Annotated in this window: 16 protein-coding genes; 6 read left to right on the top strand and 10 right to left on the bottom strand. The window is 65.9% G+C overall.

The genetic code is table 11. From position 1 onward, the window contains the following. Positions 1–131 precede the first annotated feature (131 nt). Positions 132–398, top strand: coding sequence for a DUF7967 family protein (locus NGM29_RS15480; RefSeq protein WP_254157366.1), 267 nt, complete (start codon positions 132–134; stop codon positions 396–398). 86 nt (positions 399–484) lie between these two features. Here NGM29_RS15480 and truD read toward each other — a convergent pair whose 3' ends face one another. Then, positions 485–1930, bottom strand: coding sequence for a tRNA pseudouridine(13) synthase TruD (gene truD / locus NGM29_RS15475; RefSeq protein ID WP_254157364.1), 1446 nt, complete (start codon positions 1928–1930; stop codon positions 485–487). Between the two features lie 201 nt (positions 1931–2131). Between truD and NGM29_RS15470 the strand changes: the two genes are divergently transcribed. Further along, positions 2132–4096 carry a PAS domain S-box protein gene (locus tag NGM29_RS15470; RefSeq protein ID WP_254157362.1) on the top strand — a complete coding sequence of 655 codons (1965 nt, stop codon included), beginning with the start codon at positions 2132–2134 and terminating at the stop codon, positions 4094–4096. Between the two features lie 44 nt (positions 4097–4140). On the opposite strand, the gene NGM29_RS15465 is transcribed toward NGM29_RS15470, so the two are convergent. Continuing rightward, the gene (locus NGM29_RS15465) at positions 4141–4713 is read right to left on the bottom strand and encodes a HalX domain-containing protein (protein ID WP_254157360.1); all 573 of its coding nucleotides are present in this window, start codon (positions 4711–4713) and stop codon (positions 4141–4143) included. Between the two features lie 566 nt (positions 4714–5279). On the opposite strand from NGM29_RS15465, the gene NGM29_RS15460 reads away from it, so the two are divergent. Both NGM29_RS15460 and NGM29_RS15455 read left to right on the top strand, forming a co-directional pair. Then, on the top strand, positions 5280–6434 hold the full coding sequence (locus NGM29_RS15460; protein WP_254157358.1) for an ABC transporter ATP-binding protein: 1155 nt from the start codon (positions 5280–5282) through the stop codon (positions 6432–6434). After that, positions 6431–7216, top strand: a complete 786-nt coding sequence (locus NGM29_RS15455) for an ABC transporter permease (protein WP_254157356.1) — start codon at positions 6431–6433, stop codon at positions 7214–7216. Before NGM29_RS15460 ends, NGM29_RS15455 begins: the two co-directional genes overlap by 4 nt. Positions 7217–7284: 68 nt before the next feature. On the opposite strand, the gene NGM29_RS15450 is transcribed toward NGM29_RS15455, so the two are convergent. The 4 genes from NGM29_RS15450 to NGM29_RS15435 all read right to left on the bottom strand — a co-directional run bounded on the left by NGM29_RS15450 (position 7285) and on the right by NGM29_RS15435 (position 13372). Then, on the bottom strand, positions 7285–9771 hold the full coding sequence (locus tag NGM29_RS15450; protein WP_254157354.1) for a DNA topoisomerase I: 2487 nt from the start codon (positions 9769–9771) through the stop codon (positions 7285–7287). A gap of 123 nt (positions 9772–9894) precedes the next feature. Continuing rightward, positions 9895–11658: a metalloregulator ArsR/SmtB family transcription factor gene (locus tag NGM29_RS15445; protein WP_254157352.1), complete on the bottom strand. Its 1764-nt coding sequence runs from the start codon at positions 11656–11658 to the stop codon at positions 9895–9897. Positions 11659–11721: 63 nt separating this feature from the next. Continuing rightward, positions 11722–12627, bottom strand: coding sequence for a phosphatase PAP2 family protein (locus NGM29_RS15440; protein WP_254157350.1), 906 nt, complete (start codon positions 12625–12627; stop codon positions 11722–11724). A 64-nt stretch (positions 12628–12691) separates the two neighbouring features. Further along, complete coding sequence (locus NGM29_RS15435) at positions 12692–13372, bottom strand: LysE family translocator (RefSeq protein WP_256548167.1); 681 nt, start codon at positions 13370–13372, stop codon at positions 12692–12694. 175 nt (positions 13373–13547) lie between these two features. Here NGM29_RS15435 and NGM29_RS15430 point away from each other — a divergent pair, with 175 nt between their 5' ends. Further along, positions 13548–14507: an SDR family oxidoreductase gene (locus NGM29_RS15430; protein WP_254157348.1), complete on the top strand. Its 960-nt coding sequence runs from the start codon at positions 13548–13550 to the stop codon at positions 14505–14507. Between the two features lie 108 nt (positions 14508–14615). Here NGM29_RS15430 and NGM29_RS15425 read toward each other — a convergent pair whose 3' ends face one another. Then, the gene (locus NGM29_RS15425) at positions 14616–15722 is read right to left on the bottom strand and encodes a DUF3267 domain-containing protein (protein WP_254157346.1); all 1107 of its coding nucleotides are present in this window, start codon (positions 15720–15722) and stop codon (positions 14616–14618) included. Positions 15723–15741: 19 nt separating this feature from the next. Next, positions 15742–16434: a cupredoxin domain-containing protein gene (locus tag NGM29_RS15420; RefSeq protein ID WP_254157344.1), complete on the bottom strand. Its 693-nt coding sequence runs from the start codon at positions 16432–16434 to the stop codon at positions 15742–15744. Positions 16435–16593: 159 nt separating this feature from the next. Here NGM29_RS15420 and NGM29_RS15415 point away from each other — a divergent pair, with 159 nt between their 5' ends. Next, complete coding sequence (locus tag NGM29_RS15415) at positions 16594–16905, top strand: DUF7111 family protein (RefSeq protein ID WP_254157342.1); 312 nt, start codon at positions 16594–16596, stop codon at positions 16903–16905. 16 nt (positions 16906–16921) lie between these two features. On the opposite strand, the gene NGM29_RS15410 is transcribed toward NGM29_RS15415, so the two are convergent. Together NGM29_RS15410 and NGM29_RS15405 are read right to left on the bottom strand one after the other, a co-directional pair. Then, on the bottom strand, positions 16922–17632 hold the full coding sequence (locus NGM29_RS15410) for an alpha/beta hydrolase (RefSeq protein WP_254157340.1): 711 nt from the start codon (positions 17630–17632) through the stop codon (positions 16922–16924). Further along, on the bottom strand, positions 17629–18651 hold the full coding sequence (locus tag NGM29_RS15405) for a VOC family protein (RefSeq protein ID WP_254157338.1): 1023 nt from the start codon (positions 18649–18651) through the stop codon (positions 17629–17631). The genes NGM29_RS15410 and NGM29_RS15405 overlap by 4 nt, the downstream gene beginning before the upstream one ends. Positions 18652–18663 lie beyond the last annotated feature (12 nt).

Below are 18663 nucleotides of genomic sequence, written 5' to 3'. Positions count from 1 at the left end.
GAGTCTGGGGCCGTGTCGGTGTCCGGAGCGGATTGCCGGCACGGAGGTCGCCACCTGTACGGGTCGCGGCCACCGCATCCGCGGACGATGCCGGGGGAACAGGTATCAGTAACCGCGTCGTTCACGAACGCATGCCACCAGAGTCCGGCGACGTACGCGCGTGGCTCGTCGAGCGCGGCTACACCGATCGCGACCTCGTGATTCTCAAGTACGCGACGCTCGAGGGGAATCGAGTCTACCGAAGAGAAATCGCCTCGCAGGCGCTGGGTGCGGTGACGGCCGCCAAAGACGTCTCGGCCGAGGACCTCGGCACCGTCGAGGAGCCCGACCTGCAGGAACGGTACGCCGCCGAGGCGAAACGGATGGAATCGACGCACGACCCTGACGACGAGGTCTGACCGCCGGCTTCGAGGGTGTCTTGACGCCGTTTCACGAGTCACGAGCCACGGTTAGTGAGTCGTGAATCAGCCTGGTGGGACCAATCTCACCCGAGTGCGAGCGGGTCGCTCTTGAGGTACTCGCGCATCACGACCGTCGCGTACGACCCCTTCGGCAACGAGAACGAGAACGTCAGCGGATCCGGTTCGACGGCGAGCGGCGTGCGAACGAGGATCGCTCGCCTGGTTCCGGTCGAATCGAACTCGCCGGGCAACTCGAAGTCCGACGGCTCGAGGTCGAGATCCGCGAGCACCCGCCGTTCGATCTCGCCCGGTTCCCCGTCGGCTAGTGTCGTTTCCGTGCCGACCAACGGCGCAGTGACGAACGCCCGGCCACGTTCACAGTGGCGAGTCACCGACCGTACCCGGCGCTCGTCGACGCGTTGGCTTCGGTCGACGTCGGGCAACTCGAGCCCCTCCGGCGCGTCGAGATCGGCGAAACAGACGACGTCGCCGGCGACCGGTCTGTCGAACGGGAGGCCAGCCTCGAGGCGTTCGCTCAAAATGCGGTTGAAGACGAACGACTGGGCGGCGTGGACGAACAGCCGCTGGAGGTTCGAGGGGAGGCGCTCGAGGGCGTTTCGGAACGTCTCGGGGGACGGTTTCTCGCTGCCGCCGCCGTCTCCGCTCTCTCCCTCCCCGCTCCCGTCCCCGCTCCCGTCCCCGTCGCCGTCACCGTCACCCTCGGCCAGCTCGTGGAGCATCGATCGCTCGTACTGGAGCCGGTTCGGAAAGCGCTCGAGCGCTTCCTGCCAGTCGCGAGTCTCCTCGACGAACGCCCGCGCGGTCTGGGTGTCTTCGGGTTCCGCGTCGGTCGGCCGGCCGAGGTAGGCCATGACGGCGCCTTCCCAGTCGCCGCGGACGATCTCGAGGCCGACCTCGTGGGTGATCGGGCGCTTGCTCCCGAAGCGTTGCTGGCCGAAGACGTTGGGGACGCCGATGGTCGGCTCACTGTCGTCGCTCCCAATCCCACCCCCGTCCTCGCCCTCGAGCCCCGCAAACGCCGCCAACTCGTCCGTGATCGCCTCGGCCCGCTCGAGCGCGCCCTCGTCGGGGTCGCTCACGACCAGTTCGAACGCGTTGCCCGCCAGGTCGCCGAACTCGAGGGAGCGTCCGGCTCGTCCGAGCACGTCGATGTCGGCGCGGTTGAGGTCGGGGAGGTCCGCGGGGTCGGCGCCATAGACCGAGAACAGCTGCGTCGTGATCGCCCGCTTGTCCTTCGTTCCGGCCCAGGACACTCGCTCGCGGGAGACACCGAGTTCGTTCGAGAGTCGGCGCGCGAAGTCGTTCGTGTCCCAGCCACGGAGCGTCGCCCGGAAGACCAGGTGCGGGTAGGCGTCGGTCGAGGCGTCGACCGGCTCCGTGGCGAACCGCTCGAGTTCGCGCACCCGAAAGTGCTCGTCGCGGTCGCGGAGGTGGCCGCCGATGCCGTCGGTCTCGGAGACATAGTGCTCGATGCCGACGGCCTGCTCTATGGGGTGGGCCTGGCGCATTCGTGCGTCGTTCCGTGGTGACGGCGCAAAGTCTCCACGGTTTTCGTCGGTTCCTCGCTCGCACCGAGACGTCACCGCAAGAGCAATTTAGTATCGCAACGCACGAGTTACCACTACCGTGAGGAGTCCCATCAGTAGCCCTCGGCCAGCCCCATTCGCCGTCGATACCAGTCTCACATCGAGCACAGGGACTCCTCTCGAATGACCGCCGACGACCGATCCCCTCGAGGCCGCCCCCGCGTGCTCTGCGTGAGCGAAGCCCTGGAGACGCGGGCCACCCTCACTCGAGCGCTCGCCGACGCGGCCGTCAACGTCGTGCTCGCCAGAACGGCGGACGCAGCGATCGAGCAACTCGAACACGAACGGGTCGGCGTCGTCGTCCTCGACGTGGAGACCATCTCCCGGGTGTCGTCGCTGCTCGAGACCGTCGAGACGCGGTGGCCGGGGACGCCCGCGTTCGGCTACTGCGGCGGGATCGACGCTTCGGGCGTCAACGATCACGACGACGGGTCTCTCGAGGGCGTCGACGACACCACCAACCTGCCGACGTTCGAGGAACCGCGAGCACTCACCAGCGCGGTCGCGGCGCATCTCGAGGACGGCGCCGCCCAGGTCGCACTCGTCACCAATCGGGTGAAACGACGACTCGCGGACGCCCGGACCGCGAGCGAGATCGAGCGGGCGATTCGGGAGCCGTTTACGACCCGGGATCGCTACCTGTTCGCCTGGGTCGGCGAGTACGACTCCGGCGAGCGGGCGATTCTCCCCTGGATACCCACCGAGACACCCGTCGACTGGCCGCTCCAGCGAACGTTTTCGATCGGGGACGGCACGCACCCGCTGCTCGAGTACGCGCTCCGATCGCGAACGTCCGCCGTCCGCCACGGACTCGACGAGCCGTCGACGGTGTCGGCCATTCCGTTCGGAGAGGTGGCCGTCGAACGCGGGGCATCCTCCGTTGCGGTCGCCCCGCTGGCGACCGCAGACGATCGGTACGGCGTCCTCGTCGTGTACGCCGAGGGTCCGCTGAGCGAACACGAACGCGAACGCGAGGCGATCGATTCGGTGGCCGAAACCGCGTCCTACGCCCTCGAGTCGATCGCGATCCGGGGCCAGCTCTCCCAGCAGACCCAGTCGCTTCGCCGGTACGAACGGCTGGTCGAGACGGCCGGCGACGGGATGTACGTCGTCGACGCCGACGGCCACTTCACGACGGTCAACGACGCGCTCGTCGAGATGACCGGCCACACCAGGGAGGGGGTCCTCGGAGAGCACCACTCGTTCCTGTTCGAGGAGCCAGACGACGAACACCAGGGCCAGGACGGGTCGTCCCCCCACCCGCTCGAGCGATTACCCGACTCGGGCGAGACGGCGACGACGTTCGAGACGGTCCTCGAGACGAGGGCCGGCGAGCAGATTCCCTGCGAGACGCAGGCGGCGGTCGTCGTCGACGACGACACCTTTCGTGGCACAGTCGGAGTAGTTCGCGACATCACCGACCGAAAGCGACGCGAACGTAAACTCCGCGAGCAATACGAGCGCCTCGACGCGTTCGCCCAGATCGTCAGTCACGACCTTCGAAACCCGCTCGGCGTCGCCCAGGGGTATCTCTCCCTCGCCGAGGAGACGGGCGCCCCGGAAGATTTCACACAGGTCCGCGACGGACTCGAGCGCATGGAGGCGATCATCGCCGACGTGCTCACCGTCGCGCGCGAAGGCGAGTGGGCGAGTGATCTCGAATCGATCGACCTCGAGACCGTCACCAGGGAGGCCTGGGAGAACGTCACTGCCGAGAACGCGACTCTGACCGTCGAATCGTCGGTGACGCTCGAGGCAGATCGGTCGCCGATGCTCCGGTTGCTCGAGAACCTGTTTCGCAATGCGATCGAACACGGTTCGGCCGACGACTCGAGCCCGCTCACGATCCGCGTGGGGCGACTCGAGTGGGGCGACTCGTCTGACGGATTTTACGTCGCCGACGACGGCCACGGGATACCCGAATCGCTCCGCAGCGAGGTCTTCGATTCGTCCGTGTCGACCGGTTCGGAGGGGATCGGCCTCGGCCTCTGGGTCGTCAGAGAGGTCGCCCACGGCCGGTCGGTCAACGCGGTCGAGAGCGAGGAGGGTGGAGCGAGGTTCGAGTTCGAGTGTGGGGTCGAGGCGTAACAGAGGTACGCCAAGGTTTCGCTTAGAAAGCGTAAGCGACGCCTTCAGTTTTCGGTCTGGAGGTCCTGGAACGCGCCAACGAAGTCGTCGTGGGTAGACATTCCGGAAATCGTCTCGTCGACCTGCTCTCGGAGCGTATCGACACGACTACTGAGTTCCTGGTACTCTTCGTGATCTGCGAGTTCGCGATCCGCCTTCTCGGACTCGAGGAGCGCTTTCTTCGAGACCAGGGCGTAGTACTCCTGGATGTCGGTCTTGTACTCGGATCGGGTCGATACCTCCTGGACCATCTCGAGGAGTTCGTCTTTCGAGACCGGCTTGACCAGATAGTCGTCGAAGCCCATCTCGATGATGTCGAAGTCGGGGTCGACGGCCGTAACCATCACGACGCGACAGTCGTATCCATCGTCACGGATCTGCTGGAGGACTTCGTCGCCGGAGAGCCCCGGCATGCGACGGTCGAGGAGTACGACCTCGACAGAGTCGGCCATCTTCTCGAGGGCTTCCTCGCCGTCGTAGGCGGTGGCGACGGGACGGTCCGCTCCGAGCCAGGCCGCAAAGAGATCGGCGAGACGAGACTCGTCGTCGACGACGAGAACCTCGGGCTCGTCGCTCACGGAAAGACCACTCCGTTCTCGTCTTCGATTGCAGGCACGCGTCACAAATGGTGGCTCTAGTTGATAAATCTCGCGACCACTAATCAAGAATTTGATGAATATCGACTATCTCGAGAGTGCCTGCCGAAATCCGTTTCCAGTAGGGGGGTCGAGCAGTCTTCACCCTCGAGCACTGCCATTCTCGTTCGCTTCATCGACCGAACCGATTCTAGCGGACGAAGGCATCGATAGAACCGCTTTCAGCGCGAGCAGCGAAGGAGGTGACACACCGTGCGTATCTGATTCCCTGCAATCTTCTCATTATTGGCATTCCTCAAAACTCAATGGCCAATATATTTTGGATTCACCTCCCGGTAGCGCTATCGACGCCTCGAGAATGGTGGTCGACTCGGCGCGGCGAACGCGATCGCCGATCGGTTTCGTGCGACGGACGCGACCGGCAGCAGATCGTCAACGGGTAGTGAGCGACATCAGCCCGCCCGACCGACGTCACGCCGCGATAGCGACAATCCCTCCAGAGCGACTTCGGGAAATAGTTACAACAACCGGCGACGGAGATGCTGTCAATGAGCCAATCATCGGACCGTCTCGAGCCGTCGCCGGGGGCCGATCGCGACCCTCAAGCGAGTCGGTCCTCGAGCGCCGAATCGACGGCCAATTCCCGGTCGACCGAGCCGATCCTCTCGGCAACCGGCCTCACGAAGACGTACGGCGACGGCGACGACGCCGTCGAGGCCGTCGACGGGATTGACCTCGAGGTCAAACGTGGGACCGTCGTCGGCCTGCTGGGGCCGAACGGGGCCGGCAAGACCACGACCATCAAGCTCTTGCTGGGATTGATCATCCCCGATGCGGGGACGGTTCGGGTCGACGGAACCGATCCCATCGACGACCCCCGCGCGAGCTACCGCTCCGTCAGCGCCATGCTCGAGGGCGCGCGAAACAGTTACTGGCGGCTCACCGTCCGGGAGAACCTCCGTTTTTTCGCCCGACTGGCCGATCGACCGGCCGACGCCGACCGGATCGACGCCCTCATCGAGCAGGTGGGGCTCACCGCGAAAGCGGACACCACGGTCAACGAACTCTCTCGCGGGATGAAACAGCAGGTCTCACTCGCGTGCACCCTGATCCGGGACACCCCGATCGCGTTCCTCGACGAGCCGACGCTCGGTCTCGACGTCGAGAGTTCACTCGAGTTGCGGCGCCAGCTCCGCGACCTCGTCGAACGAGAGTCCCGAACCGTCGTCCTCTCGAGTCACGACATGGACGTGATCGAGGCCGTCTGCGACCGGGTGATCATCATGAACGACGGCCGGATCGTGGCCGACGGGACGGTCGACGAACTCGTCGACGTGTTTCAGACTCGCACCTACCGGTTCACGCTCGAGGCCCTGGTACCGGACGCCGCGAGGCGGACCCTCGCGGAACGGTTCGGCGTCGACGAGTGGACCGAACGCGGCCCGGAGCGGTCGTTCGAGGTGGCGCTCCAGGGCGACGCGTTCTACGACCTCGTGGCCGTTCTCGAGCGGACGAACTGTACGTTCCTCGGCGTCGAGACCATCGAACCCGACCTCGCGGACGTGTTTCTCGAGGTGACCGGCGGCGGGGCTACTACCGACGACGTCGGATCGAGGCAGCGCCACACATTCGAAGGGCGCGGAACCGGACGGCCCGAGGAGTCCGGCGGAGAGCCGCGGGTCGAGCACAGGGAGAACCGATGAGCTCTGCAACCGGCTACGTCGGGCTGACGCGAGCCATCTTCGAGAAACAGCTCATCCTCTTGCGTCGATACTGGATCAACACGACGATGATGCTGGTCGGCTTCTACCTGTTTTTCGCCGTGATCTTTTTCGGCGGTCAGGCCGCCGCTGGCCCCGCCTTCGACGGCACCCTCGACGGGCTCGTGGTCGGCTTCTTCCTCTTTCTCGCGGTGACGGCCGCCTACTTCGACGTCGCCGGCAACGTGATGCGGGAAGCCCAGTGGGGCACCCTCGAGCAGCTGTTTATGTCGCCGTTCGGGATCGGCCGGGTGTTGCTCGCCAAGACGCTCTTCAACGTGGTCTTCAGCACCACTATTGCGATGGCGCTGCTCGCGATCATGTTGCTGACGACCGACCGAACGCTCACCGTCGACCCGCTGACGATCGTCCCACTCGTGCTCGTGACGATCCTCCCGGCGATCGGCCTCGGCTTTCTCTTCGCCGGACTCTCACTGTTGTACAAGCGGATCGAGAACGTCCAGCAACTCCTCCAGTTCGCCTTCATCGGGCTGATCGCCGCCCCCGGTGCGCTGGACTCGAGCACCCTGCTGGTCGTCCCGTTCAGTCTCGGGAGCGACCTGCTCTACCGGGCGATGGTCGACGGCGTCCCCCTCTGGTCGATGCCCGGACTCGAGCTCGCCGCGCTGGCACTCAACGGGGTCGCGTACCTGCTGGCTGGGTTCGCGGTCTTTCACCTTCTGGTTCGTCGGGCCCGGCGGCTCGGGGTGATGGGACACTACTGACGTTCCCTCGTCGAGAATAGTGAACCGAGGGAGTCACGGTCGTACCGACCTGCCTCGGAGCGGGCGTCTCAGGCCGCCGTCTGCCAGGTCCGGACGCGATCCTCGCTCACGCCCTCGACCGTGCTGGCGAGCGACTCCGGATCGGCCTCGAGCAAGTCGTCGATCGACTCGATCCCGGCCGCGGTGAGTTTTTCGACGGTCTTCGCGCCGATTCCTTCGATCGACTCCAGGGCCGACCCGCTCTCGGCCTCTCGAGCCTGGAACTCGCGGTAGTTACAGATGGGGCAGCCCAGTTCCCAGGGCTCGTCGCCGTTGTGGACGACGAGTTCGGGCAGGTCGTGTTCGTCACAGCGCTCGTCGGTGACCTCGATGTCCCCCCGGCGCGGGAGGGGCAGGGAGTACTCGCAGTCGGGGTAGCGGGTACAGCCGACCAGCCGGGAGCCGTTCTGGAGCGTCTTGATCGCGAGTTCGCCGCCGTGTTCCTCACCACAATCGGGACACGCACCCAGCACCGGCCCCTCGCCGGCCTCCTCGGCCTTGCAGAGCGGACAGCCGTGGACGAACGTCTGTCGCCCGGCGAGCATCTTCACCTCGTGAAGGTCGTGGTCGTCGCAGGTCTCCTCGAGGATCAGGGGCTTGCCCGTCGAGGGGAGCGGCAGGGTAAACTCGCAGTCGGGGTAGCCGTCGCAGCCGACGAAGTACGAGCCGTAGCGACTCCGACGAACGAGCAGGTCCTCGCCACAGTCGGGGCACGGACCGAGTCGCTTGTCTGCCTTCAGCGACTTACGGAGGTGATCGCCGACCTCGTCGCGGGAGGCCCGCAGCTGCTCGAAGACGGCCTCGAGCATCTCGCGGGATTCGTCCGTGACGTCCTCGAGGGTGGCCTCGCCCGTCGCGATGGCGTCCATGTCGGCTTCGAGCTGGGCCGTCATCTCCTCACTGACGACGCGGTCGGCGTAGTTCTCCGCGGCGTCGACGACCGCCATGGCAAGCTGGGTCGGTCGTGGTGGGTCGTTCTCGATGTACCCCCGGTCGTAGAGCTTCTCGAGGGTGTTGTGTCGGGTACTCTTCGTTCCGATACCGAGGTCCTCCATGGTCTCGATGAGGCGTGACTGGCCGTATCGCCGCGGTGGCTGGGTCTCCTTCTCCTCGAGTTCGACGTCGCCGATGGCGAGTTCCTCGCCCTCCTCGACGGCGGGGACGTAGTTCTCGGAGGTATTGAAGTACGGGTAGACGTCGTGGTAGCCCGCTTCGACGAGTCGCTTGCCGTTGGCCTTGAGCTGACGGCCGTCGGCCTCGGCGACCACCTTGAGGTGCTCCCAGATCGCCGGCTCGGCGACCGTCGCGTAGTACCGACGGACGACCAGTTCGTAGACCCGCCACTCGTCCTCGTCGACGTCTCCGCCGCGGGCTGGAATCTCGCCGGTTGGATGGATCGGCGGGTGGTCGGTCGTCTCCTCGTCGCCCTCCGTGGGAACAAGGTCGCCGTCGCCCTCGAGCAAGTCTTCGGCGGACTCGCCCAGGACTGGGTGACCGACGAACGAATCGAGCAGTTCCTCGGCCTCGAGGTCGTCGGGGTAAACGGTGTTATCAGTCCGAGGGTAGGTGATGTAGCCGGCGGTGTAGAGGTCCTCCGCGATGGACATGGCCCGCTTCGCGGAGAAGCCGATGGCGCTCGCCGCGCGGATGAACTGCGTCGTGTTGAACGGCGCCGGCGGTGTGTCCGTCCGCGTTCGTGCGTTGACCGACGTGACCGTCGCCGAGTCGGCACTCGAGAGCGTCTCGTAGGCGCCCTCGGCCGCCGATTCCTCCCAGACGCGTTCGGCCTCGTTGTCGTCCTCGTCGAGGTAGAAGTACTGGGCCTCGAACGGGTCGTCATCCTTGATCAGGTCGGCGAACAGCTCCCAGTAGGTCTCGGGGTCGAAGGCCTCGATCTCCCGCTCGCGGTCGACAATTAGCTTGAGGGTGGGGCTCTGGACTCGCCCGACGGAGATGAAGTCATTGCCGAGCTGGCCCGACGACAGCGAGAGAAACCGGGTGAGCGCGGCTCCCCAGACCAGGTCGATGATCTGGCGCGCCTCGCCCGCCGCGGCCAGGTCGAAGTCAATCTCGTCGGGTTCGGCGAACGCACTCTGGACTTCGTTTTCGGTGATCGAGGAGAATCGAACGCGGTCGATCGGAACCTCCTCGTTGACCTCGCGAACGATCTCGTAGGCTTCCTTGCCGATGAGTTCGCCCTCGCGGTCGTAGTCGGTCGCGATGGTCACGCGGTCGCCCTGGCGGGCCAGGATACGAAGCGTCGCGACGATGTTCTCCTTCGTGGGCGTCTTCTCGATCGAGGCGTCGACGAGTTCGACGGGTTCGACGTCACGCCAGTCCGAGTACTCCGGCGGGAAGTCGACGCCGACGACGTGGCCCGACAGCCCGACGCAGCGCTTGCCGCCCCACTCGTAGACGTTCACGCCGTTTTCGCGGGTCGCGTCGGCAGACTCGCCGCTCAGAATGTCCGCGATACGTCTCGCCGCGTTGTCCTTCTCCGTGATAATTAGCTCCACGGCGTCTCACCTCCCGGTCCTCGAGGCACGATCATTGGACCCCGGTACGACCGAGCCCCGGATAACCCTTTCGGGGAAACCGACGGACGCCGCGGCTGTACGTGCCTGCGAGCACGTGAAGCGTCAGTCGTCCGCCGGGGCCGGAGCCGACGCCGGATCGCTCGAGTCGGCGTCGGCCTCGGTCTCGATCAGGGCCGACCTGGCGTCGTCCGAGAGTCGATTGCGGACGGCCCGCCCGTCCCGCTCGCGGACGACGAAGCCCGCCTCCTCGAGCGTCGAGAGGTGGTGGGAGACGGTGCTCGGATCGAGGTCGAGCGCCTCGGCGAGGCGCCCGTTGGGTGCGTGTTCGAGTATGGCCAGTTCCTCGAGCACCCGTCGGCGGGCCGGTTCGGCGAGGATGGCGTATCGCTCGTGGTCGGCCCCGTCCGTCCTGCCCACTCCGTCCATCCCGTCTGTCCCGTCCGTCTCGATCGGGAAGTAGCGCCGCTTACCGCCGACCTTGACCGAAGTGAGCAGATTCTCGTCCTCGAGCACCCGGACGTGGTGGCGAACGGTCGACAGGGCGACGCCGCTTCGGTCGCTGAGCGCCGAGAGGTACAGTCCCGGCTCCTCGGTGATCGTGTCGAAGACGGTTCGCCTGTGGTCGTTCTCGAGCGGATCCGAGTCGTCGTAGCGGCTGTACCGGAGCAGAGCCAGCGCCTCGATCGGAAGCACGCCCCGGAGCAGGGCCAGCCATCGACGAGGCTGGCGGCCGGTCCAGCTGGCGACCGCGCTCGTTGCGCTCGCACTGGCACTAGCACCTACTCCGGCAGCAGCGCCGGAACCGGCACCGGCACCGGCGCTAGCTCCCATTCCCGACACGGCTATCGCACCGAGTAACCCAACGAGCACACCGTTGACGGCATTTTGTGACTCGGGACTCGAGGCGGAGCCGAATCCGGATCCGCTATCGTCGGTGATGGTCGTGGCGTCGTCGTCTCGATTCTCGCTGCCTTCGGTGGTTTCGTTCCTGTCAGGTGCCCCGTCGACCTCCGTCTCAGTTCCCTCGAGTGATTCGTCTGCGTCGTCATCGGAGTCCGTGTCACCGACGGACGCGTCGACGCTCACATCGGCGTCGAGTCGCGTCTCGAGCAGGGGAGTGCCCGTGAGCGTTGTCGTGGTCGTGGTCTCGAGTTCGATTACGGGGTCGATGGTCGTGGTGTCATCAATCTCGTCGGTCGTTTTCTCGATTGCGCCAGTGGTCTCGTTAGTCGTCTCCCCGATTACCTCAGTGGACGCGTTAGTCGTATTCTCGATCGAGTCAGTCGTCTCGTCGGCCGTGTCCTCGATTGCGTCGGTCGTCTCGTCAGTCGCATTTTCGACGGTGCTGACCGTCTCGTTGGCGGTGTCTTCGACGGTTTCAGTAGTGTTTTCTGCCGTATCGGCGATCGTCTCTATCGAATCGGTCGTATTCTCGACCGTGTCGCCGGAGTCGTTGGCTGCCTCAGTGGTCCCGTCGGTCGTGTTTTCGACAGTATCGGTCGTGTTCTCGACAGTATCGGTCGTATCGGTAGTCGTCTCTTCCGTCGTATTTTCGACGGAGTCGGTGGTATCGTCAGCACCCTCAGTTACGTTTTCGCTGACGTCAGTCGTGTCGTTGTCCGTCTCGTTCGTCGTCTCCTCGAGTTCGTCGTCCAGATCGTCGTCTAAATCGCCATATAAGTCGTCGTCCAGGTAATCGACTGACAGGGTCGCCGAGTCGAGGAGCGTGCCTGCACTCGAGCCATCGCTACTGTCGTCTTCCGCGGCAATCGCCGCGGCACCGGCGACGATTCCCGTGACACTGACCACGGTCACGACGAAGACGAGAAGAATACTGATGACGAGACGGGTACTCGACGAAACCATACCTTCAGATAGCCAGTTATTCGCTATCCACTATATGTTTTCTCTAGCGACCTCCCAGACAGATCACGAGGGAACGACGCTCTCGAGGCTCGAGGGGCGCACGACGGGTGCACCGATCGCGAACGCCGTGAACAGGCCTGCAACGAGACTCGCGGCCAGCGCGGGAACCCGGGTAAACGTCACGATGGCGAGGAGGGCTGCGCCCAGCGACAGCACCGCGATCAGCGCGCGACTCGAGACGGGGCGACCGAACGGCGTCATCCGGATCCGGCTGCCGTCGATTCGGGTCGCCTGCCAGCCGATGAACGCGCCGAGAGTGGCTCCGGCCAGGAGTACTGCGTCCGGCTCGGCGGCGCTGGTGTACAGGTAGAACCCGCTACACAGGATCGCCAGCCCGAAGGTCGCCGCGGGTTCGTCGGTGTCGACGCGAGAGAGGACGAGGTGCGTCCCGGCCAGCAGCGTCAACCCGAGGGCAACGCCGGCGACGACGTCCTGGAGGTAGTGGACACGGAGGACGACGCGAGTCGCTGAAACGATAGCGACGAGGGCGGCGGCAGCGGCGTATCGCGTCCGTCGGCTTCCGACGGCGAGGACGCCTGCCAGGCCGAAGTAGAGGATCGTGCTCGTGGTCGCGTGACCGCTCGGGAACCCGTAACCCGACGCGGTCGCGGTCGCCTCGTACAGCGGCTGGACCATCGTCGAGACCGTCTCCGGGTCCCGGAGCGGCTGATCCGGACGCGGAATCGCGAATAGCGACTTGAAGCCGCGATAGATACCGATACCCGCGAGCATCACCCCGGCGAGTGTAGCGACCTGGCGGCGTTTCGACGGGTGGAACCAGTACAGCCCCAGGAGGACGGCGACGACGAACCAGACGTCGCCGAGCTGGGTGAGCAGAGCAACCACGATGGCCTGCCAGTCCGGAATCGCTGACTGGATCGGATCGAGAGTATCGATTCCGAGGGTCATTGGTTCCTCCTTCTCGATGGAGCCTATAAACGCTTGTTCCAACCGGAACGACAGAGGAACCTTCTCACACGAGGCCCATCACGCCGAGGGCGAGAAACAGCATGCCGAAGCCCGCGAGAACGAGGCCGCTGACGAGCGCCACCGCAGGGGCGAAAGCGTCGACGCGTCGACCCGCTCGAGCCAGGGCCGCGGGGTAGGTCGTGATCCAGAGGACGATCCCGCCGAAAAAGCCGACAAGCAGGGCGAAACTGCCGGTTTCGACGACGAACGATCCGGCGAGCGCATCGCCGATTCCGGGTACGTGGGCGAGCACGTCGAGCGTGCCCGGCTTGATGAGACCGACGCCGACGGTGAGCCAGAAGCCGATCTGGAACGGGTTCGTCGCGGCGAGGACGAACGCCTTCTGGAAGCCGGTTGCTCCCGCCTCGAGGTCGTCGGTGAACGATGCGGCACCGCGGGCCTCCTGCCAGGCGCCAACCGCGAAGACGAGCATGAGGACGCCCCCGAGGAGGTAGAGCGCCGACTGGAGGGCGCCGTAGCGTTCGACGACGGCGACGACGCCGACGAACGCGAGGACGAGAAAGAGCACGTCGGCGATCATCGCCCCGAGGCCGGCCCTGAATCCGGCGCCCCAGCCTCGAAGCACGCTCTCTTCGGCGATAATCGCGTTCATCGGGCCGGGCGGTGCGGCGAGGGCGATTCCGAAGACGACGCCCGCAGCGAGTGAGGTGAGAGTCGGCGACACAGCTACCGTCTCTCGTGTCGGCAGCGATAAAAGTTCGTCGGGGTCGCCCGTTTTCGCCTCGAGTTCGTCCTCGCACGCCCGAATCCTCTTTCCTCGAGTTCGTTCTCGCTCGAGTGATTCCACGCAGCGCGACAAACCGTCGATACTTAGGCCCCCTCGATCGAATCAGTCTCCTATGACGAAGGCAGCGGCGGACGACGCAGACGGGGTGGCCACCGACGAGCCATCCGCCGACCGCGAGGGTATCGACCGGACCGCAGACGCGTCCCGCCCGGGGACGGACGAAGCCGCTCGAGACGCGGACGAGGGGTACACACGGAAGCGATGCGTCCTGATCACCGGCTGCTCGTCCGGAATCGGGCGGGCGACCGCCCGCGCGTTCCTGGACGAGAACTGGCGGGTCGTTGCGACCGCTCGCGATACGTCCGACATCGAGGACCTCGCCGACGCCGGGTGTGAGACGCTCGAACTGGACGTCACCGATCCCGACCAGGTCGCTCACGTCGTCGAGCGGACAGTCGACATTGGCGGCGCGATCGACTGTCTGGTCAACAACGCCGGCTACGCCCAGATGGGGCCGATCGAGGACACGTCGACGGCCGACCTCCACCACCAGTTCGACGTGAACGTCTACGGCCCACATCGCCTCGCTCGCGCAGCACTTCCGCATATGCGAGCGCAGGGGTCCGGCCGGATCGTCAACGTCTCCTCCGTACTCGGTCGCCTCTCCTTCGCCGGCACCGGCCCCTATTCGGGGTCGAAACACGCGCTCGAGGCGATGAGCGACGCGCTCCGCGCGGAGGTCGAGGATTTCGGGATCGACGTCGTGGTGATCGAACCCGGGCCGGTCGAGACCTCGTTCACCGAACGGGTCGAGGAGGAAGTGCCGGACGACCAAACGCCGGCGTACGAGTCGCTCTACGAGATCATCGAAGAGAGCCAACTTGTCGGCGGTGGCGGGCCACTCGCTTCCGATCCCGAGGATGTGGCCGCGGCCATCGTCCACGCGGGAACGTGTCCCGAGCCGCCGGCCCGGTACCCGGTCGGCCCGCTCGCCGAGTACGGCCTCTACGCGCGCTTTCTTCCCGACAGCCTCCGGGACGCCGCCTACGGGCTCGTCAAGAAGCTGGTCTGAGCTGATCTGTATATGTCTGAGCTGTCCTGAACAGCTCTCTGCTGGTCTGAGTGCCCCAACGCTCGCACAGAACTCTCGTGATGGTCGATTGTCGAACTCGATTCGCTCTCAACGTGGCGCCTCGAGTCCCCTGCCGACGCCGAGCCAGAGGACTCCACCCACCGCTCCGAGCGCCGCGACGACGCGGTGGCCGACCTCGATCAATACGCCCCGGTCAGCCGTCGGTTCGTGACGGAAGAGGAGCCAGTTCCCGTCGCCGTCAGCGAGTACGACGGCACCCGAATCGAAGGCGAGCGAGGCGAACACGAGGACGACGAGCGCCAGCGCGAGGACGACGACCGTTCCGACGGTCCCGACGAGAAAGGAGTGGACGACTCGAGCGGGCGACCTCGATTGGGGGATTGCGGAACGGCTGTAGATTGCGAGTGCTCCGTCCTCGTCCCTATTCTCGGCCCCATCTTCGTCGCCGTCTCCACCTTCGTTCCCGCCCCCATCGGCCGGCGGCGGCCCAACGCGAACGCACTCGGGGTACTCGAGCAGCCGGCTGGCCATCCAGCAGTCCCCGACAGATCCCGCGACGTTGGCGGCGAGGAGGACGAGCGGCCATCGGGCGTCCAGGCCGACCGCGAGCGCGAATCCGACGACCGAAATGACGACGATGGGGGCGACCAGGATCGCGACCATCTGGTTGCGGCCGTAGTCGGTTTGCGTTTCGGCGTAGGCGTAGGGAATCCCGAACCGGGCCGTCCGGATGCCGTAGCGCGGTCGGCCGCCGAAGTAGCGCATGACCGCGCCGTGGAGGAGTTCGTGGGGAACGGCGACGACGAAGAACGCGCCGACGACGAGCGCGACGACCTCGAGTCCACTCGCCAGGGCCGACGGATCGACGACGACGCCGTCGAACGGACGGCCGAGAGCGGCACCGTGGAGGTCGAGTGCGACGTACCAGCTGTACAGGAAGGCGACCGCCGAACAGAGCGCCCAGCGGCCGGCAGCCGATCGCGGAGCCCGCAGGCTCGAGAGGTGCTGGTAGGCCGATCGGTCGTCGGTAGCGGTCACGGCTGCGAACAGGTGGCAGTTCGTGACGAACGAGTTAGGGGTATCGGTTCGGATGGCTGTCGCTTCGACGAGACAGTGGTCGACTCGAGTGCGCTTGTGTCGCGCTCGCTGTTCGTGCTCTGGTGTCCGTGTTCCTGTCCGTGTTTTCGCGTCCACGACGAGTTCCGAGCGCCGGCTACGCGTCACCGCCGTCGGAAACGACGTCGATGGACCCGCGCTGGCCCCACGAAGCGTGCAGGTCGCAGACGTATGCTGCCGCATCCGCGGTCGCCTCGAACGTGAGCGACTGAGACTCGGCGTCCGTTGGTTCAGTTCGGTAGTCCTGGACGACGTCCTCGTTCTCGTCCCGGATTTCGACGTTGTGTACGTGTCCGTCCGCGTTGTTCCAGGTGATCGTGTACCGCTCTCCCTCGGTGAGCACGAGCGTTGGGTTCCGTTCGTCGGCGATGGCGGACGGCTCGAGCCCCGTGAAGTGAGACGTCCGGGCCTCGAAGACGAACTCGTCGACGTCCGCCGGGGCCCTCTCGTCGGAGCCATTCGTTTCTCCCGTTTCATCGCTGTCGCCATCCTCGGTATCACCGTTCGCGTCGGATTCGGAATCCGACCGGCCGTCGTCCTCTGCCGTTTCGCCGTCGCTATCGGATTCGTCGTCGCTATCGGATTCGTCGTCGTCCGGTTCGCTCTCACCGGTCGCAGAGTCGCCATCAGAATCGTTCGATTCGGTCGTTGTGTCGTTGCGTTCGTCCTCCGGACTGTCGTCGGATTCCGGGTCTCCCTCTGCCAGACACCCGGCCACTAGCGACGAACCCGCAGTCGCTCCGAGGAGGGCCACGAACCGGCGTCGCGAAACGAGTTTCGAGCGCGTCATCGGATCGACACTCGAGAGCCGGTCGAATAAGTACGGGATCCATACTCTCGTCAAGGACTGATTATCACGCGATTCGACACCACTGTCGAGACGAGTCGGTCGTTTGTCCAGGAACCCGGAACCGATACCTTCGCGTACCCGGCCCCGGAATCGCGTCGTATGACCGACGAGCGAGGGGATGGCGACGGCGACGCTGACGCCGAAACACGTGCCGAGGCGAACGGAATCACCGCGGCCTACAGCGAAACGGACGACGAACGGGTGCTCGAGTTCGACCGCGACGGAACGACGGCGGCGGTCGCCCAGAACCGCGAGGGATACGCGATGCTCAAGGTTCGACCGACCGCGACGGGCGACGAACTCGAGCGCTACTACGGGTTCGACATGGCCCTCGATCACGTCGCCGAGCGCCTGGGGGTGGCGCCACACGAGCTACCGGTTCCGGAGCCTGCAGCGGACATGGGGATGTAGGCGTTCGAGAGGCCCGCTACCGAGTCGCCGACTCGAGCACTGTCTCGATCCGTCGCTCGAGCCAGGCGAACGCCTCGTCGCTGACGGCGTGGCCGGTGTCCGGCGTGGCCATCACCTCGACGTCACCGCCTACTTCCTCGAAGATCGTCGCACTCGCTCGCGCGGCCGCCGGGGAGACGGACGGGTCGTCGTCGCCGAACGCGAGCAAGATTGGGGTTCCCTCGAGCGTGTCGTCGGGTGGCCGAGACCGCGGCCGAGACCGAGACCGCGAATGGCGATCCGGCGGTCCGTCGGACTCGCCCGAGGTGCCAGGAACGGTTCCCGCGAGGATGCCGGCACCGCCGTAGCGTCGAGGGAACTGGCACAGAAATTCGGCCACGACGCGAGCCCCCTGGGAGAAGCCGACGAGCACCGTTCGTTCGGCACCGACGCCGACACTCGCCGCTCGTTCGAGGCACGTCTCGACGCGGTCGACGCTCGCTGTGAGCCAGGGGTCGTCCGGCTCGAGTTCCGTTCCAGGCGTCGACGGATACCACCGGCCTCGGAACGCCTGAGGGGAAAAGACCGCGAGACCGTGGCGCGAGAGGGGCTCGAAGAGGTTGATTGCCCCCTGTGCGGTCGCGCCCCGGCCGTGAACGACGACGAGGGCACCACGGCTCGCTCTCGCCGGTGCTCCGGCCTGGAGAATCGGCTCGGTTGCGTGCGAGGGGGCTCGATCTCGGCTCACGACCGATCGACCTGGTCGCCGGTCTCGTCTGCCACCGCCTCGTCTGTCTCATCGGTCCCTGATTCATCCTCGGTACGCCCGTCGCCACCGGGGATCGTCACCGGTGGTAACTGGCTCTCGATGAGCTCACGGTCGGCCTCGAACCGAGGCGGCAGGTACAGCGCGTCGGGACTCGAGTCGGCGACGTCGAAGCCGGGCGACTCGGTCGCGAGTTCGAACAGCACGCCGCCTGGCCCGCGGACGTACAGCGAGTGATAGAAGTGACGGTCTTTCACCCGGGACGTTTCGTACCCGCGTTCACGGAACAGGTCGTGCCACTCGTAGAGTTCGTCGACGCTCGCGGCCCGGACGGCGACGTGGTGAATCGTCCCCGGGCCCTCGCGGCCGTAGGGCATGGATCGGTCGAGAATATCGATAACTCTCGCGTGGGTTCCTTCCGCGCGATAGCGAATTCGGTCCCCCTCCTGGCCGACTCGCTCGAGCCCCAGGGTCTCAAGCGTGGCTGCGGTCGCGTAGGGGTCGACCGGCGTGAGCGTCACGCCGTGGAGTCCGCGGATGCCGACGGACGACGGGACGGGGCCGTCCTTCCGGGCCTCGATCGGTGAGGACCCCGCGATCGCCGACGACCGCTCGACGAGTTCGATCGGCGTTCCGTCGGGATCAGTGATCGAGAGCACGCGTTCGTCGAACCGGGTTTCCTCCGCGACCTCGTGGCCCCGATCCGCGAGTCGCTGCCGCCAGGACGAGATCGAACCCGACGGGATCGTGAAGGCGACGGCCGTCGGCTGGGGCGCACCGAGGCGTCCTGGATCGACGTCGCCGTAGGGAAAGCACGTCAGGATCGCTCCCGGTGTCGCCGACGGATCGCCGAAGTAGAGGTGGTGAGCGAGGATGTCCTCGAAGTTGACCGTCCGACAGCACAGGGTCAGCCCGAGCGTCTCGAGATAGAAGTCGAGCGTCGGCTGGGGCAGGCCCGTGATCGTCGTGACGTGGTGGAGTCCGGGAGTGTCGGTGAGCATCTTCAGTTTGGT

Source organism: Natronosalvus rutilus (assembly GCF_024204665.1).
GTDB lineage: Archaea > Halobacteriota > Halobacteria > Halobacteriales > Natrialbaceae > Natronosalvus > Natronosalvus rutilus.
Note: the sequence above shows the minus strand (reverse complement) of the source record. Positions and strands in the feature narration are given on the sequence as shown.

Excerpts from the sequence above, each read along its gene's own strand:
- NGM29_RS15480 (WP_254157366.1), top strand. The coding sequence starts at position 132 with ATGCCACCAGAGTCCGGCGACGTACGCGCGTGGCTCGTCGAGCGCGGC.
- truD (WP_254157364.1), bottom strand. The coding sequence starts at position 1,930 with ATGCGCCAGGCCCACCCCATAGAGCAGGCCGTCGGCATCGAGCACTAT.
- NGM29_RS15470 (WP_254157362.1), top strand. The coding sequence starts at position 2,132 with ATGACCGCCGACGACCGATCCCCTCGAGGCCGCCCCCGCGTGCTCTGC.
- NGM29_RS15460 (WP_254157358.1), top strand. The coding sequence starts at position 5,280 with ATGAGCCAATCATCGGACCGTCTCGAGCCGTCGCCGGGGGCCGATCGC.
- NGM29_RS15455 (WP_254157356.1), top strand. The coding sequence starts at position 6,431 with ATGAGCTCTGCAACCGGCTACGTCGGGCTGACGCGAGCCATCTTCGAG.
- NGM29_RS15445 (WP_254157352.1), bottom strand. The coding sequence starts at position 11,658 with ATGGTTTCGTCGAGTACCCGTCTCGTCATCAGTATTCTTCTCGTCTTC.
- NGM29_RS15440 (WP_254157350.1), bottom strand. The coding sequence starts at position 12,627 with ATGACCCTCGGAATCGATACTCTCGATCCGATCCAGTCAGCGATTCCG.
- NGM29_RS15430 (WP_254157348.1), top strand. The coding sequence starts at position 13,548 with ATGACGAAGGCAGCGGCGGACGACGCAGACGGGGTGGCCACCGACGAG.
- NGM29_RS15420 (WP_254157344.1), bottom strand. The coding sequence starts at position 16,434 with ATGACGCGCTCGAAACTCGTTTCGCGACGCCGGTTCGTGGCCCTCCTC.
- NGM29_RS15415 (WP_254157342.1), top strand. The coding sequence starts at position 16,594 with ATGACCGACGAGCGAGGGGATGGCGACGGCGACGCTGACGCCGAAACA.
- NGM29_RS15405 (WP_254157338.1), bottom strand. The coding sequence starts at position 18,651 with ATGCTCACCGACACTCCCGGACTCCACCACGTCACGACGATCACGGGC.